Annotated in this window: 12 protein-coding genes, 2 tRNA genes and 1 pseudogene; 11 read left to right on the top strand and 4 right to left on the bottom strand. The window is 31.6% G+C overall.

Annotated elements, in window-relative coordinates; translation table 11 throughout:
- The first annotated feature begins 9 nt into the window (after positions 1-9).
- The 10 genes from LNP22_RS09180 (at position 10) to LNP22_RS09225 (ending at position 16,365) form a co-directional block, all read left to right on the top strand.
- The gene (locus LNP22_RS09180; RefSeq protein ID WP_229976269.1) at positions 10-1,638 is read left to right on the top strand and encodes an MBL fold metallo-hydrolase; all 1,629 of its coding nucleotides are present in this window, start codon (positions 10-12) and stop codon (positions 1,636-1,638) included.
- Between the two features lie 88 nt (positions 1,639-1,726).
- Positions 1,727-2,431, top strand: coding sequence for a thioesterase II family protein (locus tag LNP22_RS09185; RefSeq protein ID WP_229976270.1), 705 nt, complete (start codon positions 1,727-1,729; stop codon positions 2,429-2,431).
- A 141-nt stretch (positions 2,432-2,572) separates the two neighbouring features.
- On the top strand, positions 2,573-2,947 hold the full coding sequence (locus LNP22_RS09190) for a BlaI/MecI/CopY family transcriptional regulator (protein WP_229976271.1): 375 nt from the start codon (positions 2,573-2,575) through the stop codon (positions 2,945-2,947).
- A 16-nt stretch (positions 2,948-2,963) separates the two neighbouring features.
- The gene (locus LNP22_RS09195) at positions 2,964-4,343 is read left to right on the top strand and encodes a M56 family metallopeptidase (RefSeq protein ID WP_229976272.1); all 1,380 of its coding nucleotides are present in this window, start codon (positions 2,964-2,966) and stop codon (positions 4,341-4,343) included.
- A gap of 50 nt (positions 4,344-4,393) precedes the next feature.
- A complete protein-coding gene (locus LNP22_RS09200; RefSeq protein WP_229976273.1) occupies positions 4,394-4,753 on the top strand; it encodes a hypothetical protein in 360 nt (119 codons plus the stop codon).
- A gap of 187 nt (positions 4,754-4,940) precedes the next feature.
- Positions 4,941-7,391 (top strand): TonB-dependent receptor, encoded by a 2,451-nt coding sequence (locus tag LNP22_RS09205; RefSeq protein WP_229976274.1) that lies wholly within the window; start codon positions 4,941-4,943, stop codon positions 7,389-7,391.
- Between the two features lie 151 nt (positions 7,392-7,542).
- A complete protein-coding gene (locus tag LNP22_RS09210) occupies positions 7,543-9,177 on the top strand; it encodes a cyclic peptide export ABC transporter (RefSeq protein WP_229976275.1) in 1,635 nt (544 codons plus the stop codon).
- A 107-nt stretch (positions 9,178-9,284) separates the two neighbouring features.
- Positions 9,285-13,712 (top strand): non-ribosomal peptide synthetase, encoded by a 4,428-nt coding sequence (locus LNP22_RS09215; RefSeq protein WP_229976276.1) that lies wholly within the window; start codon positions 9,285-9,287, stop codon positions 13,710-13,712.
- Between the two features lie 53 nt (positions 13,713-13,765).
- Positions 13,766-14,404 carry a 4'-phosphopantetheinyl transferase family protein gene (locus tag LNP22_RS09220; protein ID WP_229976277.1) on the top strand — a complete coding sequence of 213 codons (639 nt, stop codon included), beginning with the start codon at positions 13,766-13,768 and terminating at the stop codon, positions 14,402-14,404.
- Between the two features lie 23 nt (positions 14,405-14,427).
- Positions 14,428-16,365: an alpha/beta fold hydrolase gene (locus tag LNP22_RS09225; RefSeq protein ID WP_229976278.1), complete on the top strand. Its 1,938-nt coding sequence runs from the start codon at positions 14,428-14,430 to the stop codon at positions 16,363-16,365.
- 420 nt (positions 16,366-16,785) lie between these two features.
- Here LNP22_RS09225 and LNP22_RS09230 read toward each other — a convergent pair.
- The 4 genes and pseudogenes from LNP22_RS09230 to LNP22_RS09245 all read right to left on the bottom strand — a co-directional run.
- A pseudogene (locus LNP22_RS09230) lies at positions 16,786-17,025 on the bottom strand (integrase core domain-containing protein); the annotation flags it as partial.
- Positions 17,026-17,208: 183 nt separating this feature from the next.
- On the bottom strand, positions 17,209-17,430 hold the full coding sequence (locus LNP22_RS09235) for a transposase (protein ID WP_229976280.1): 222 nt from the start codon (positions 17,428-17,430) through the stop codon (positions 17,209-17,211).
- 283 nt (positions 17,431-17,713) lie between these two features.
- Positions 17,714-17,786, bottom strand: a tRNA-Met gene (locus tag LNP22_RS09240).
- Between the two features lie 32 nt (positions 17,787-17,818).
- Positions 17,819-17,891: transfer RNA gene (locus LNP22_RS09245), tRNA-Met, on the bottom strand.
- 116 nt (positions 17,892-18,007) lie between these two features.
- Here LNP22_RS09245 and era point away from each other — a divergent pair.
- Positions 18,008-18,889 (top strand): GTPase Era, encoded by an 882-nt coding sequence (gene era, locus LNP22_RS09250; RefSeq protein WP_210667773.1) that lies wholly within the window; start codon positions 18,008-18,010, stop codon positions 18,887-18,889.
- Positions 18,890-18,949 lie beyond the last annotated feature (60 nt).

An 18,949-nucleotide genomic window follows, 5' to 3' on the forward strand; every position in this document is an offset into this window, starting at 1 on the left:
AGTAAAAAAATGGAAATCAAAGATCAGTATTATTTCAAACCGAATATTATTATTGGACCATTAGTAGACAAATGGTATGCATGGACACATCTAATATCACCTGCAACAGCAGCGATGAATATTGTAGAGCGACATTTGAAAATAATGAATTCCTATATTCAGGCTCCTATGATTCACGAAGCAGCTGTTAAAAACCCTAAAATGCTCGGAGGTCCTTTTATGGACTACGAAACAAGAAGAGTAGAGGAAGTGAAAGAACTAAAAGCCGATATTCTTGACAAACAGGCAAACGCCATAGCATTATCTGATGCCATAAAAGAATTGGACAGAATGCTTAAAACCAAAGCCAAAGGAGCCTCACTGGAACCGCTATACAAAGAAGTTCCGGAGATCTTAAAAGGATATGTAGAATTGGTTTATGATTTAAATAACAACGTTTCGTTTCGTTTTTTCGAATCATTATTATATAGCAGCCCTTTTTATTCAAAACAATCGCAATCTATTTCCTTATGGGAAACCTTGAATGATGAACGTCCTTTTTGTTTAAGCACACCACAATTGGAAGATCCTAAGGTATTGCAGTTGGATATTCCGTTTGATCATAAAGGAATTGATACCTTAAGCAGAATGAAAAGAAATCCAGGATCTATTGAAGACGTTGCAGAAAAACTTGGCGTTAGAGAAGATCAAATGGAGTTATTCAAAACTTTTTTTACCAAAAAAGAACATCCAACGTATAAAAAATATACCGGAGATAAAGCGAGAATGCGCTATTTGGGTCATGCCTGTATTTTAATAGAAACCAAAGATGTTAGTATTCTTGTAGATCCATTAATCAGTTATTATGGCTATGAATCTACGGTAGAACATTTCTCTGATATTGACCTGCCAGACGTTATTGATTATGTTTTGATCACACACAATCATCAGGATCATATTGTATTAGAAACACTTTTACCGCTTAGACATAAAATTAAAAATATCATAGTTCCTGTAACAACAAGCGGCGCACTTCAAGATCCGAGTATCAAACTGGCGTTTCAAAGCATCGGATTTAAAAATGTCATTGAAATAGATGAACTAGAAGAAATAAAATTTGAAAACTGTACCATTACCGGACTTCCGTTTACAGGTGAACATAGTGATCTTAATATCAGAGCGAAATCTTGTTACCACGTTGCCATCAATGAATTAAGCTTTTTGTTTGTAGCAGATTCACGTGTAATGGAACCTCGATTATACGAGCATATTCAGCGTGTTAAAGGAGATGTAGATGTGCTCTTTTTAGGTATGGAGTGCGCAGGAGCACCTTTGAGCTGGCTTTATGGCTGTTTGATGACAGAAAACATCAATAGAGAAGACGATCAGTCAAGACGTTTGGCGGGTTGCGATAGCGACAGAGGTTTATCATTGGTCGATATTTTTAATCCAAAAGAAGCTTATGTCTACGCAATGGGAATGGAGCCCTGGTTAGAATTTATAAGCAGTATTAAATATACCGAAGAATCTTTGGCAATTATAGAATCAAACAGATTAATAAACAGCTGTAAAGAAAATGGAATTATCGCTGAAAGATTATTTGGAGAAAAAGAATTGCTATATGATTATGAGTTAAAAAGTGAATTAGTAGATAATTAATTTAAAAGCTATTAGTAAATTAGTTGATGTAAAACCTTGTTTTAGTATATAAAACAAGGTTTTACTAACAAATAATACAAATAATAAAATGAAAAAAAAGCAACTATTCTTATTGCACTTTGCGGGAGGGAGTATCTATTCTTTTGAATTCTTAAGGTCTCATTATATAGATTTTGAAATGGTACCGGTAGAACTTCCCGGCAGAGGAAAAAGGGTGAAAGAAAAATTATTAACTTCTTATAAAGAGGCTATTAATGATATTTTTTCTCAAATAACGGATAAACTTAACGGAGAACCTTTTATTATTTACGGACATAGTTTAGGGTCATCTTTAGGATTGGGAGTTACAGATTTATTAGAAAAAAACAATACGCCTCCGCAATGTCTTATTGTAAGCGGAAATGCCGGACCGGGACTTATACCAAGTACGAAAAGATCTGATTTAGAAAGAACCGATTTTATAGCAATGCTCAATGAATTAGGAGGATTACCCGAAGAATTATTACAAAGCGATGAGTTATTAGATTTTGTAATACCCATACTCAGAGCAGATTTTGAAATTGTTGAAGAGCATTTTTATGCCGAAAACATCATTGTCAATGCTCCTATTGTAGCTGTAATGGGAAATTTGGAAAAATATGTAGATCAGATTAACAACTGGAAAAAACATACGCTCTCTGAGTTTAAACCTTATGTGTTAAAAGGGCACCATTTTTTTATACATAATAATGTTGAGCGGCTGATTGAAATTTTTGATACCAGTTTTAACGATTGTGCCAGCCTTAAACAATAATTATTTCATTTTAAATAGAATGCTGAACTATAGTAAAATAAGGGCGTCTAAAAAAAATAACAACAAAATGTAATTTTTTTTATAAGAATGTTTGTAGGTACGAAAAAAAACGTACCTTTGATAAAGCAAAATAAAAAAGTCATGGAAAGTAAAGATAATGAACTAACTAAGTCAGAAATAGAAATCCTCAGCATTCTTTGGAAATACGGTGAATCAAGTGTTCGTTTTGTAAATGATAAATTAAATGAAGAACGACCTGTTAAATATACCACGACGCTAAAGCTAATGCAGATTATGAATGACAAAGGTATTTTGTCCAGAGATAAAAGCAATATGCAGCATGTATATCATGTAGTCGAAAACCAGGAAGAAACCAAAACTTTTTTGCTTGAAAAATTCTTAAACAGAATATTTGACGGTTCTGTGGAAAATTTGATGATCCAGCTTTTGGGAAACAAAAAAACTTCAAAAGAAGAACTGTCAAAGATTAAGGATTTATTAGATAAAATGGAATAAACTTAAATAGGAGAAAATGGAAGCTTTTTATAAAACACTACTCGATATATTTATCAGCTCTTTTGTATTTGGTATGCTATTGGCAGTTGCAGCTTATATTTTTATGCATTTTACTTCGCATTTTAAAGCGCAGATAAGATATAATGTATTAGTATTAATGTTGTTTGTATTTGTTGCCGTAATTCTTTTTTTTGGAATTAGTCATTTAAGTACTTTTTACGAAGGAATTAGTAGTAACAAATACATTCTGTTGCCTGATTTGGCTCAGAAAATAGAAAATTTAAGTTCTCAACCCATTCAAATTTCAAAAGTACTCTTGTTTTTAGAAAATCTATATGTAAAAATCTATGATTTTGCTTTAGAAATAACCTTAGTATGGTGTTTGATATTTTGTTATAAAATGATTAAATTATTTTGGGGAGTTCGAAATATAAAAAGACTCATTCTCAAAAACAAAATAGAATTAAACGGAGACTGGAATCAAAAAATACTACAGTTTTGCGGCAAAGTAGGAATCAAAAAAAATATCAAAGTATATCTTTCATCTGCCATTACTTCACCGGTTGTTTTGGGCTTTTTCAGACCAATTGTTTTAGTGCCAATTCAACTCACAACAGGATTGTCTCAAGATCAGCTCGAAGTTGTAATTTATCATGAATTGATGCACATAAAAAGGTATGATTCTATTGTAAACTTGGTTCAGAATTTCTTAGAAGCCATTTTCTTTTTCAATCTGCCATTTATCTGGTTTTCTAATCTCATTAAAAATGAAAGAGAAAAATGTTGTGATGATGCAGTATTAGAAATTACCCATAACAAAAAAGACTATGTAAGTGCATTGTATTATTGTGCTGCAATAGACGTAGAAAATCCGGCTTTATCATTAGGTTTTTCGGGTAATCGTGAAGTATTATTAGAAAGAGTGGAAAGAATTTTATTAGAAGATCAAAACGATATCAGCAAAATTAATTTAACAAAATTTCACTTCTTCGGAGTATTTCTTTTTGTCTTGTTAATAATAGGTGCAATTGGTCAGTTAAAAATTCGTAATACATTTAATCTTTTGCCTGGAACTTCGATAAATACAACTTCAATAAATGAAACTGCAAAAAGTTCAAATGATAAAGGTTATTATACTATTACAGGAATTACGGCCAATGCCATGTCTGAAAAGGAAGGTGAGAAAATAGTATCCACCTTAAATGTAATGATCGATCAGATGATTGATGAAAAGCTTATTGTAACCAATGATAAAGACTTATCATTTATGTTAGATGATAATCAGTTAGTTATTAATGGGAAAATTCAGCCTTCGCAGATTTTTAATAAATACCAAAGCAAATACATAGAAAAGAGCGATTGGCGTATCTGCTATAATTTTAAAGTAAAAAAGTAATAATTCTTTCAGGAATACTACTAAAATAATAATTCTAAAATTAATACATTATGAAAAAGACTAAAGCATTAATTGCTGCTTCTCTGATCTTTATCTCGGGTGCATGCATGGCCCAAAGCAATCAAAAGGAGAAAGCAGAAAATCCATTGACGATTACGGGCATCACCGGAAAATCTATAAAAGGATCTCCTAATGAAAAGAGTATGACAAAACTAATTAATGATATCAGTAATCAAATTTTAAAAGAAAAACTGGTAACTACAAACACTAGTGATTTGTCCTATATTCTTAACAATAAGGAATTTATAATAAACGGAGTTACGCAAACAGAAGAAGTACATTTGAGATATAAAAAACAATATATCAAGAACCACACAGACTGGAACATTTGCAAAAACTATAAAGCATAATAACCAAAGTCTTTATTCTGTACTAAAGCTTCTTTCTTTAGTATACTCCTTATTATAGCGCTTGATATATAGTTCAATACTTTCAAAGCCTAATCTTTTATATCCTTTAAATTTTATCAACCTAATAGATTCTGAGTTTGCTTCATTGCATTCTCATAGGGATTTTATTCAATATATTTAAAAAATAATGAAATATAATTATATGCCTATACATTATATCACTTTGTTATGCCTGCTTATTTTTCTGTGTAATCCAACGTATGCACAAAATTCGAATGCATCAATTTCAGGAAACGTTATTGATGCAGAGAATAAAGAGCCCGTTATTTTTGCGACAATTCTTTTGATGAATGATAAACAGGAAACGCTAATAAAAAGTGAACTATCTCAGGATAAAGGAGATTTTAGTTTTAAAAACCTGAAAAGCGGTACTTATAAAATTAAAGTTGTCCATGACGACTATAATACGTTTAAGACGGAAATTATTACGATAAAAGAAGACGAACAAAAAGTATTATCGCCTATAGATGTTCTTAAATCGATAAAAAAAGAAAGTTTAAACGAAGTAATTGTATACAAACAGAAAAAGTTTATCGAGAGCAAAATTGACCGCACTATTTTGAATGTAGATGCTTTGGAATCTAATACTGGAATAACGGCTTTAGAATTATTAAAAAAAGCTCCCGGAACAAGTATAAGTGATCAGGGTGTTGTAAGCTTAAACGGAAAAGCAAATGCAACCATTTTTATTGACGATCGCCCAACGTATTTATCTGGTGCTCAACTGGAAAGTTTTTTAAGCGGATTATCTTCAGATAACATAGATAAAATCGAAATCATGACCAATCCGCCTGCTAAATATGAAGCAGCAGGAAATGGAGGAGTCATCAACATTAAACTTAAAAAGAGTAAAAAAGAAGGAGAAAACGGAAGTATCGTTTTGGGTGTAAGACAACACAAATATACAGAGTACAATACCACTTTTAATTTCAACAAGAAAAAAGAGAATTATAATATATTTTTGACAGGAAACATTGCTTACAAAAAGCGCTTTCAGGATCTTTATATCAATAGAGATTATACCGATACCGGCAGTACCAGCAGACAGGAAACGAATAATGTTGGAGATGGTATACTGACAAATATTAAGTTTGGTGCCGACTATAATCTTTCAAAAAATACAGTGATCGGAATTTCTACCAATGGTTTGATCTGGAACGGAAATGATAAAGATGATAGCCGAAATTACATTAACAGTTCAGCCCAAGTCAACGATTCGATTATAAAAACAATAGGAGATTCAGGTAATAAGTTCATTAACAGTGGCATAAATTTAAACGTCAATCATAAATTTAATGAAAAGAGCGACATTACTGCCAATTTAGATTACTTACTGTACGATTCAGATCCTTATCAGAGATACAAAAACTCAATACTTTTTCCGGATGCAAGCAAAAATTATTCGGATATGCTCGTAGGAGGTTCAACTTCTAATGTGAATATCTACGCCGGAAAGTTAGACTACTCTAATCAGATTACTAAAAAAACAAATTTTCAGACAGGATTTAAACACAGTTATATCAAAACAGATAATGAGAGTACTTATTTTGATATCGTAAATGACATTACAACTCCAAACCTCAATCAGAACAATAAGTTTTTATACAAAGAAAATATTACAGCATTATATGTTAGTTCAAACACAAGTTTTGAAAGACTTTCTATGCAGCTCGGACTTAGATATGAAACCGTAAAAATTGAAGGTGATCAGTTAGGAAACGAAATAAAACCCAGAACTAAGAATAAAACGGATTATGATAATTTTTTCCCGACGCTATATCTGTCTTATAAACTAGATTCGCTAGCAAATAATACGATCGGAATTAATTACGGAAAAAGAATCGACAGACCTTTTTATCAGGATTTAAATCCGGTTGTTATTCAGGTAGATAAAGTAACATTCTACAAAGGAAATCCCTATTTGAAACCTTCTATAACTAATTCTATAGAAGCTTCATACGGACATAAAAGTCTCCTGAATGTTAGTTTGGCATACAGTGAAATTGACGATCAGATTCAGGAAACGATAGAAATTGTAAACAACATATATTACAGCGTACCCGGAAATATAGGAAACACAAAAGTAACGAATCTTAGTGTTAGCTCTACTTTTAATCTTACCAGCTGGTTAACCTTTAGCGGCAATGTGCAATTATCTTATACAGATACTAAAAGTAATTTCTTTGATGGCAAATTGCATACGTATGGCTATAATTTCAGAATTGATCCCGTATTGCAAGTAAAGCTAAAGAACGATTACAAGATTGAGCTTTTTGGCCGCTATGTAGGCAAAGCATATGTGGCTCAGTTTACAACAGATCCGTATTGGTTTCTGGATATAACGCTGAGTAAAAAACTTTCCAGCAGAAGTTTATTAAAAGTAGTTTGTACAGATGTTTTTAGAACCTACATCAACAAAGGGGTAATCAACAATCTTGTCAATACAAATGCAGACTACAAAACGTTAACCAATTCGAGACAGCTTAGAGTATCTTTTACGTATAATTTTGGAGATAAAGTCTCTAAGCAAGAAAAAGAAAATACAAGTATAGATAACGAAAAAAGCAGAATTAAGTAATTCGAAATTTTTTTATTCTTACCCAATAATCCACATTTATTTTTCCTCATAATTTTAAAATGGAGATTCATTTTCAGTAGAATTTAGAATCTCCATTTTGAATGAGGTATCTCTATTCCTTAAACTTTATAAACCACAAAAAACTTTTAAGATGTTTAAAATATCAGTAAAAAATATTCTTTTTCTGGCTGCATATGCATTGCCAAATACCATTCTTAGCTTCGGAATAGTTTACATTATAAACAATACTTTATCTGGTAATAAGACATTTATGCAAGACTACACCGGAATGGTTTTTTTCGCCATTATTGTGTATACCTATTTGTTAAACATCATTTTCCAGAAAGGACTAAATGAATTTTCATTTAAAATGTTATATGATAATGAAAAACTGATATTCTCAAAAATTCTTCAGGCATCACTTATAAAATTAGAAAATTTAGGATCTCAGCGTTTCTTTACCGTTGTCGAAGATTTAAGAGTATTCGGGCTTTTGCCTTATACAATAACGCATACGGTAAATTCTGTCTTAATGCTGGTTCTTTGTTTGATCTACATGTTTACGATTTCTGTAACTTCTGCTCTTATAGTTGTCGTGTTAATTATTGCCGTTGCAGCGTGTTATCTGTTTGTAATCAATTCGATGTCTAAAAAAGTAGTAAGCCTTAGAGAATACAATGATGACTATTATAAGTATGTAGATGATGTAATGAAAGGATTTAAGAAATTGAAATTGAGTTTCTTCAGAACTGAAAATTTGATGAATAAATTTTTAAAACCAAACCGAGATCAGGCCGGAGAATTAGACTTTAAAATTAGTTACACCTTTTTGTCTATTAATCTTATTAGCCAATACGGTTTGTATGCTATTATTGCGACAATTTTGTTTTTATTACCAGGATGGGGATTGCTTGATCAGGCAGATGTTATTGCTTATGTTGTGATCGTTTTATTCATATCGGGCCCAATAAACAACCTGATTAACCTGCAGCAAACATACACCCGTTTTATTGTTGCTCACCAAAGAATCAAGGATTTCTTAAAAGATTTTGAAGTACATGAAGATATAAAACCACAAATCGAAGTAACGAATACGCCCTTTGAAAGTATCGAATTCAAAGACATCCATTTTTCATACAACAATAATCTTAACGATACAGCTTTTGCTTTAGGCCCTGTAAATCTAACCGTAAATGAAGGCGAAATCATCTTTATTGTTGGTGGAAACGGTTCAGGAAAAAGCACTTTTATCAACACATTTACAGGTTTGTACACGCCATCTAAAGGTGAAATACTCTTAAACGGAAAAGAAATCCAATCCAGTCAGGAAAATCAAAATTTAATAGCTGCAGTATTTACAGACGATCATATATTTTCTCATAATTATGAAGAATATACGGTGGAGAATAATCCGGAATACAGGCAATTACTGGAAATGATGAAACTGGATAAAGTAATTACAGATGATAAAGAAAGTTCTGCGAGAAGAAAATTTTCTAAAGGACAAGGGAAAAGAATGTCTCTGATTTTTGCTTTAATGGAAAAAAAACCAATCCTCGTTTTAGATGAATGGGCTGCCGATCAGGATCCTTATTTCAGGAAATTTTTCTACGAAGAACTCATTCCAAAATTAAAAGCAGAAGGAAAAACAATTATAGCTGTTACACACGATGATGCCTATTTTCATCTGGCAGACAGAATTATAAAATTTAACTACGGTAAAATTGATACCGAAGTAAAAGTGGATAAAACAAAAGAATACAATAAAGAATTATTCTGGGCATAGAGCATTTCTTTAGCACTATCTAATCAAAAAAAAACTTATTTCTTCAATTCCTTACAACTAAGCGAAACTTCTTTCGCTTAGTTGTTTCTACGTAAAAATATTTTAAAATGAAACTGACCCTTCCTCAACAAGATGTTTATTTCGAGCAGTTATTATATCCTAACGAAGCCATATATAATATTGGCGCTAAGATTAAAATTAAAGGAGAAATAAATGCAGAAGTCTTTAAAAAAGCATACAATGCACTTATTAATCAGCATGATGCGTACAGAAGTGTGCTTATTAATGAACAGGAAAATGTTACTATAAAAATAGTCGACGAACATTATTCAGAATTAGGTTTTGTCGATTTTTCTCAATATCAGAAGCCTTACGAAGCAGCAAGTTCTTATATGCAGGAGGAGTTTGCTAAACCTTTTGATTTGTTAGGAGAACATCTTTTACATGTTTTTACTCTTGTTAAAGTCGGGGAAAATTATCATTACTTATTTTCTGTGTATCATCATATTATAACAGATGGCTGGGGAACGTCACTGATGTTTCAGAGATTAGTTCAAAATTACAACGAGATTCTTGAGTACGAAGAAATTAAAACAATCTATCCTTTTAGTTATAAAGATTTTGCAGAAGATGATGCGGCTTATCAGGAATCTGAGTCTTATGATGAGGATAAAAAATATTGGGTTAAAAAATTTCAATCTTTACCTGAAAATTTATTTGATAAAATAGAATATAATTTTCAAACCAATAAAAGTGATCGTAAAGAACTGATTCTTAAAAGAGAAGTTTATAATCAGTTAAATCAGTTGGCAACAACTTATAAATGTTCAACGTTTAATGTAATTCTAGCAATTTTATATGCCTATTTTGGCAGAAAACACCAGAATAATAATTTTGCAATAGGTTTACCTGTTTTAAACAGAAGCAAATCAATTTACAAGAAAACAGTTGGGCTTTTCATGGGGATTTCGCCTTTAAGAATCTCTATAGACTTTAATGCTTCTTTTCAGGATTTAATTGTTGAGATAAAAAATACCTTAAGAAATGATTATCGTCATCAGCGATTTCCGTTAGGAAAACTAATTCAGGAACTTCAGATTTTTAGTGAGAAAGAAAGATTATTCAATATCACACTTTCGTACGAAAAACAAAATTATTCTAATGATTTTCTTAATACACAAACTCAGGTAATTCCGTTAACCCATAAATCAGAACGAGTTGCTTTGGCCCTTTATATAAGAGAATTTGACGAACAGGAAGATGTAAAAATTGATTTTGATTATAATTTAAGTTATTTTAATGAGGTACAAATTACGCAAGTGGTACAGCATTTTGAAAATTTAATTCATGCCATTTTAGATACTCCAAATCAAATATTAAAAGAATTGGATTATTTAGGAAAAGAGGAAAAAAAGGAGGTTTTAGAAACATTTAATAATACAAAAGCGGATTATCAAAAAGAGAAAACATTCCTTGATTTATTTGAAAAACAAGTTGAAAATTTTAGTTCCAAAGAAGCTTTAAAAGACGATTACAAAACCTATTCTTATTCGGAACTTCATAAATTATCTAACCAAATAGCAGCATATTTTATAACGACTTATGGCGAAGAGGATAAATCTCCCATTGCGGTTTTATTAGGGCGTTCGGCCAATATTGTCATTGTTTTATTAGGAATACTAAAGTCCGGAAGATCCTATATTCCTTTAGACCCAACATTCCCTGAGGATAGATTGAATTACATTATAGACAATAGTCAAATTAAAGTTCTTATAAATGAAAAAGAACATTCCTTAAATACAAGCGATGAGGTACAAACCATATCGTTAGAAACTATTTTAGAAGAAATAAAAGCATTTGAAGGAAATCAATCTGTAACAATTTCACCTCAGGATACCGCTTATATCATTTACACCTCAGGTTCAACCGGAAACCCAAAAGGTGTTGAAATTGGACATCAGTCATTGCTTAATTTTTTGATCAGTATTCAAAAAGAACCCGGAGTTCAGTCAAAAGATGTGTTTTTTTCGGTAACCACTTATTCTTTTGATATTTCGATTCTGGAGTTTTTTGTGCCCTTAATTTCCGGAGCAACCTTATACATTGCAAATCAGGAAATTTTAGCAGATCCAAATGCTATTATTCAAAAAATAGGAGAGATACAGACTACCATAATCCAGGCCACGCCAAGTTTTTATCAAATGTTGTTTAATGCTGATTGGGTTGGAGATAAACGATTAAAAATACTTTGCGGAGGCGATTTATTAAGTGAAGCACTAGCCGAAAAATTAATAGACAATAGTTTAGAAGTCTGGAATATGTATGGTCCAACAGAAACTACGATTTGGTCAAGCCAAAAAAAACTGCAGGACTCCAAAGAAGCATCAAACATTGGAAAACCCATGCACAATACACAAATCTACATACTAGATTCATTTTTAACGCCAAAGCCAATAGGAACTTCCGGAGCCATTTACATCGCCGGCGACGGATTAGCAAAAGGGTATTATAAAAATGAGCCATTAACTAAAGAGAAATTTATTAAAAACCCATTTGATGCAACAACTTTACTGTACGAAACCGGAGATGTTGGTAAATGGAATGAAAAAGGCGAAATAGAATTTTTAGGAAGAAATGACAATCAGGTTAAAATTAGAGGCTATCGAATTGAACTAGGAGATATAGAATCACATTTAAATGAGATTTTCGGAATTAGAGAAGCTGTTGTTATTGCCAAAAAAGGAAATCAGCAAGACGCTTTTTTAGTTGCGTATGTTTTAAAAACGGAAGAAGAAATTGATACAAAAGAAATTTTGGATGTATTAAAAATGAATCTTCCCTATTATATGATTCCGAATACCATTATTCTTTTAGACGAGTTTCCGTTAACACCAAATCAAAAAATTGATCGAAAAAATTTAGCAAAAAGAACCATTGAACATGATAAAATTGAAGATGATTTTAAAGCGCCAAATTCAGATTTAGAAAAAATACTTTCTCAATATTACGCAGAAGTGCTAAACAGTAAAAAAGCAATAAGTGTAAATGATAATTTTTTTGCTCTTGGCGGACATTCATTAAATGCAGTTAAACTAACGGGATTAATAGCCAAAAATCTTTTGCTCGAAGTTACTTTAAAAACGATTTTCGATTATCCTACTATTGAATTAATGACGAATTATTTAGCGACTTTAAAACCGAATCATAAAACCATTGTTTCTTTTACGTCTCTAAAAACAGATTTTGGCATAACGCCTTCGCAACATGAATTGTGGATTGCCTGTCAGGATTCTCAAAAGTCAATTGCTTATAATATGGTAGCTGTTTTTGAAATCAACGGAACTGTTTTTCCTGATAAAATAAATCATGTCTTATCACAATTAATTATCGAAAATGAAATACTTAGAACCAATTTTGTAGAAAGTAAAGGACATGTTTTTCAAAAAATAAAACAAGAGGAAACCGCTGCTTTTACAATAACTGAAGTACAAACTACAAAAGAAAAGGCAGCACAAATTATTCAGGATTATATAGAAACTCCTTTTGATTTAGAACATGATTTGCTTTTAAAAATGATGCTTATACACACCAGTGACACAACATCAACATTAGTATTTTGTACACATCATATTATTATGGATGGTGTTTCATTAGAATTTATAACCAAACAATTTGTCCATAATTATGAGTATTCGAGTATTTTAATTAAAAAAGAAGATATTCAGTTTAAAGATTATGCAGCCTGGTTATCATCTAATAAAGAAAATACTGCAGCTTTACACTTTTGGGAAAAATACTTAACGGGTTATGTTATAAAAGAAACGATTACAAGTGATTTTAATCTTGATGAGAAACTTCAAAATGGATCACATTTTTATGAGGAATTTACAAAAGAAGAAACAAAAGTACTGAAACAGTTTGCTCAGCAACAAAAAAGTACACCGCATAATATTGTAATTTCTGTTTTAAATGTGCTTGTTTATAAAATTAGCGATCACAACGATATTGTAATAGGAACAGTCAATTCAGGAAGAAATGTATCTGATATTGCTGAAATGATAGGAATGTTTGTAAAAACGCTGCCTCTTCGTGTTCAGTTAAAAGAAAGTATGGATTTTTTAAGTATGTTAGATCAGGTTCAAAAAAACATGCTTTTAATGGATGCTTACCAGGATTTTCCATGGCAACTCAAAAAAGAAACTTTGTTCGATGTTTTGGTAACGTATCAAAATCCGGATTTTTCATTTCAGGAAACTATAAAAATGGATCATGCTGAACTAAAATATATACCCGCAGATACAAATTACAGCAGATTACCTTTATTATTTAATTTTTTTGAAAGCAATGACAATCTCAAAGTCAATGTTTCATATAACAACAAATACGAAGAAATCACAATCGCGTTTCTGGTAACAACTTTTAAAAAAATATTATCTCAAATAATAGAAAAACCTTCGATTAAAATATCAGAAATTGAATATCCGCTAACAATAACCAATAAGCTGGAAGAAATCAATTTTGACTTTAATTTTTAGTATTTATAAATACTTTGTTCTATTATTTGATTTTAATCTCTAAAAAATATCTTTTGATTTACATTTATTATTCTTACCTGTCCGAGGAAAATCATGAAAGTTTATTGAAAAATGATTTACCTCAATTTCCCGCTGATTACCAAGAGAAAATCAAACGATTTCAAAGGTGGCAAGATGCACAATTATCGCTTCTGGGACGAATATTGCTGTTTAAAGGAGTAAAAGAAACCTACAAGCAGAAACCTGAAGCCAAAGAGATCATACAAACCTTGTATAATAAACCCTATTTTGAAGATAATTCAGTTCTTTTTAATATTTCACATTCAGGCGAAATTGTGGTTTGTGCCTTAAGCGACGAACATGAAATCGGGATTGATGTTGAAATTATAACGAACATTGAAACAGCTGATTTTAAATCTCAAATGACCCAAAAAGAGTGGGATAAAATTGTTTTGTCTTCGAATAAAAAAGAAGCCTTTTTTGATTATTGGACTCAAAAAGAAGCGGTCTTAAAAGCCCAGGGACACGGATTGATAATTCCCTTAAAATCATTTGAAATTTTAGATAATACCACTAAAATCAATGAAGAGAAATACTATTTGACTGAAGTGAAAATAGATGAAAAATACAAATGTTACCTCTCACTGAAAAACGATATTAGTGAAATTTACCTCAAAAAAATCACCTTTTAAAACCATAATTTAATTCAACCAAAATGAAAAAATTAATAATCCTGTTTTTATTGTTATCTATGTCATCAACTTGTTTGTTTGCGCAAACAAATACCTTTAAATTAGAAAAAAGAACTACTTTTTTTCCAGGAGATAAAACCCTCGCTCAGGAAAATATAAAATGGTGGTACTTAACCGTTCCTGAAAACTGGGATAAACCAACAGGAAAAACCATTAAAATTGCTGTGGCAGTTTTAAAAAGCACTTCAAAAAATACAAATTCAAATCCTGTTGTTTATATTGACGGTGGCCCAGGATCTGGAGGTGTTGCAGGAATATGGCCGTGGCTGGTTCATCCATTAAGGAAAAGCAGTGATATTGTTTTATTTGATGTGAGAGGAACCGGAAATTCTTTGCCAAAATTTTGCCCGGACTTAGGAAAAACATTTTTGGAAATATTAGCAAAAAATCAGAATAGTACGCAAGATGAGCAACAAAAAACAATTGCTTCAATAGCCTGTAAACAAGATTTATTAAACAGAGGTATTGATATAAATGCCTATAACAGTAAATCAATTGTTAAGGATTTAAATGCTTTAAAAATTGCCTTAAAATACGATAAGTGGAATGTTTATGCTGTTTCTTATGGAACTTATACCGCTCAGGTTTATGCAAATGATTTTCCTAACGATATTAAATCACTAATTCTCGATTCTTCGATTTCAGATATTGCCCAATATTATAATCATAATACGGAGAATTATATGAATAGTCTTAAAAAGGTTTTTAGCTCCTGTGAAAATGATCCTAAATGTAATAAGCAATATCCAAATCTGGAAAACACGTATTTTGAAACCATAGAAAAATTAGAAAAAAAGCCAATTACAGTTAAGGTTGACAATAAAATAATTCCAAGCGGAAAGTTTACCTATAATGCTGAAGATTTTAAAATTGCTATTCAGCAATCACTATATCAGAAAAGATTAATAGAAGTAATACCGTTATTGATAACTGAATTTAATAAAGGAAATAAAAGTACATTGAGTTCTTTGGTTGCTGCTTTTTCAGGAGCTTTGGGTTTAGATTATGGTCAGTATTATTGTGTAAGCTGTAATGAGGCTGTACCAAATAATTCTGTTTCAGAATTTAATAAAGATGCACTTGATTACAAAAAATTAAAAGGTGGACTTTCGTTTTACAAATCAGATTTTATAGTTTGTAATAAATGGAATTTAGGAGCTAATAAGCAATTATTGGTAAATGATTTATCAAACCTTTCAGCATTAACGGCACCAGTATTAGTATTTGCAGGGAATTTTGATCCTATAACTCCAGCTTCAAATGGTAAAATTACAGCAGCGAGATTCAAAAACGGATTTCTGGTAAACGCTCCAATTTCAGGTCATACGCCTGCTTTTTCAAAACTTGGGGTTCAAATTGCTGCAGAATTTGTAAAAAATCCAAATCAAAGACCGGATGCAAAAGAATTAGAATCAGATAATAAAGTTCATTTTGTTACAGATGTAAAAATTAATGCAGGAATTTCTAGTTTCGCCAAAAGTCTTAACGAATTTAACCTACTATTTTTTGGCCCGCTTTTTATAGCACTAGTTATTTTATTCGTTACAATTTTCATTTTTTGTTATGATCTAATTGCAAAAAGAAAAGATAAAAATCAAAATAAATTTTTAAAGTATTTAATTGTAATAACTTCCTTGTTAAATTTTTTTACCATTATCGGACTTATTTTGGCTGTAAATACCACGGCTCAGGATAATTTTTACATACTTGCTTTCGGAATATTCAATCAATTTAATTATCTCTTTATAATGCAATGGGTTTTTATACTATTTACAATACTTTCCATACTTTATTTTATTCTTAAAATTCAGACGATTTCAAATACAAGCGTTAATGCAACAATCTTATTTTCGTTATTGGTTGTGGGGATTTATTTTGAATATTGGGGATTTTTATTTTAAAAAGTAATTGTTAAAATAAAATAAAAATTTTATAACTTAAGGAAAGTATTGAACTGTAAAAAGCACCTCATCCCGAACCCTTATTTTAAGCCCTTTGATAATAAGGATTTCCAAACTCTCCAAAAAAAGGGGCACATATAGTGGTACTCACAAAAATGATTTTATAAAAACTAAGAAAATAAAGATATCTAAATTAATGGAATACACAAACATGAAAAGGAAAAATAAAAGCCTATGTCTTCCATTAAGAATAATCGTACGCTTTAAATAGTCTTGTTTCATTAATAAAGAAATAAATCCGGAAGAATAATCTCTTATTGATGGATTGCGGAAAATAAAAAATATTTTTAATACTGTTTTCAAGATAAACCATTCAGATTTGTGGACTTGCAACAAAAAGTCGGACAAATTTTCTAAGACCTATGCTACAATTTTGATTTTATAAAATTCTAGTTCCATTTTTTTAAGTGTTTTATATCCCAAAGAAGAATGCAGACGTTTTCTATTATACCATACTTCTATATATTCAAAGACTACTAATTTAGCCTCCTCAATGGTTGTGAATTTATGCTGATAGATAAGTTCTGCTTTAATGGTCTTGAAAAAACTTTCAGCTACAGCATTATCCCAACAATTAGCTTTTCTACTCATACTTTGCGTGATTATAGTATTTTTAGTAATCAATTTTCTGAATTCTATCGAAGCATGTAGTAAGATAAAACCAACCGGCAGCTGTTCTTGTATAGGTTATATCAGACACCCAAACCTAATTGAATGATTTTAATGCAAAATTGCTATTGAGATAATTACTGCACACTCGATATCGATGATTAGAAGCTGTGGTCACTTTAAAGCGTCTTTTAAGTTTACTTCTAAAGAATCTATTTCTGTTTTTTTAGGAATAATTGGTTTTGGATTAGTAAATGTCTTTTGAGAGGATCTCCACTTATAAATACGCTCTACCTGGATACCTAGTTCATCTGCTAATTCTTTGATATTTTCTCGCTCGTAACTTAATCGTACTGCTGATGATTTAAAATCAGCACTGTAAACTCGTTTTTTCATAATTCTAAGATGTTTATTTTTATTTAAACAGTTTTAAAATTTATGTCCCTGTAAATGTAGCAACTCCAAGAAATCTTGAAGATGCATTAAAGATGTTTTCTAAGTTGTCAAACGTTTATAAAAAAGGAGATATAGAGACTAAGCGACAAGTTATAGGTTCGATATATCCCGAAAAACTGCTTTTAGACGGAAGCACGTATCGAACCCCCAGAGTAAGCCTCCCAATTTTTTACGTTTTTACCTTAAACAAAAAAAGCTTCAGATTTCTCTGAAGCTTTCTTAGTAGCGGGAACAGGACTCGAACCTGTGACCTTCGGGTTATGAGCCCGACGAGCTGCCTACTGCTCTATCCCGCGATGTGCGTTTGTATTTTCAATAAAATTCTTAGTAGCGGGAACAGGACTCGAACCTGTGACCTTCGGGTTATGAGCCCGACGAGCTGCCTACTGCTCTATCCCGCGTTGTTTCGGGTGCAAATATACGTCGTTTTTCTAGAAATCCAACCAAAAGATTAAAAAATGTTTTATTTTCTGTATTGAGTTGATATGACTACCTTTGCAAATTAAATAATACTAAAATGTCACATAAAGCAGGTTTTGTAAACATCATCGGGAATCCAAACGTTGGAAAATCAACATTGATGAACGCCTTTGTTGGAGAAAGATTATCCATTATCACCTCAAAAGCACAAACAACCCGTCATCGTATTCTTGGAATCGTAAATGGCGAGGATTTTCAACTTATATTATCGGATACACCCGGAATCATCAAACCCGCTTATGAAATGCAGGAATCGATGATGAACTTTGTAAAATCGGCTTTTGAGGATGCTGATATACTAGTTTACATGGTCGAAATAGGCGAGCAGGACTTAAAAGACGAAGCTTTCTTTAATAAAATCATTCATGCTAAAATTCCAGTTTTACTATTGTTGAATAAAATTGACAATTCAAACCAAGAGCAATTAGAAGAACAAGTAGCGTTTTGGACAGCAAAAGTACCCAACGCAGAAATTTTCCCGATCTCGGCTTTGCAGAATTTTAATGTGCCAGAGGTTTTCAGTAGAATCATTTCGTTGTTACCAGAATCCCCAGCCTATTACCCAAAAGATCAGCTTACAGACAAACCAGAACGCTTTTTTGTAAACGAAACCATTCGCGAGAAAATCCTGTTGAATTACAGCAAAGAGATTCCGTATGCGGTCGAAATCGTGACAGAAGAGTTTTTTGAAGACGAAAATATCATCAGAATCCGTTCTATTATCATGGTAGAGCGCGAAACCCAAAAAGGAATCATTATTGGTCATAAAGGTGCCGCTCTAAAAAAAGTAGGTATGGATGCCCGCGCCGATTTAGAGAAATTCTTCGGGAAACAAATTCACATTGAACTCGTTGTAAAAGTCAACAAAAACTGGAGAAGCAACGCCAATATGTTAAAGCGTTTCGGATATAATCAGTAATATAGTTTGGGCGTGCCCCTGCGGGTCGGGCTATTCGTTGCAATCTTTTGTTCCATTTCA

It is taken from the genome of Flavobacterium flavipigmentatum (genome assembly GCF_020911905.1).
Classification (GTDB): domain Bacteria; phylum Bacteroidota; class Bacteroidia; order Flavobacteriales; family Flavobacteriaceae; genus Flavobacterium; species Flavobacterium flavipigmentatum.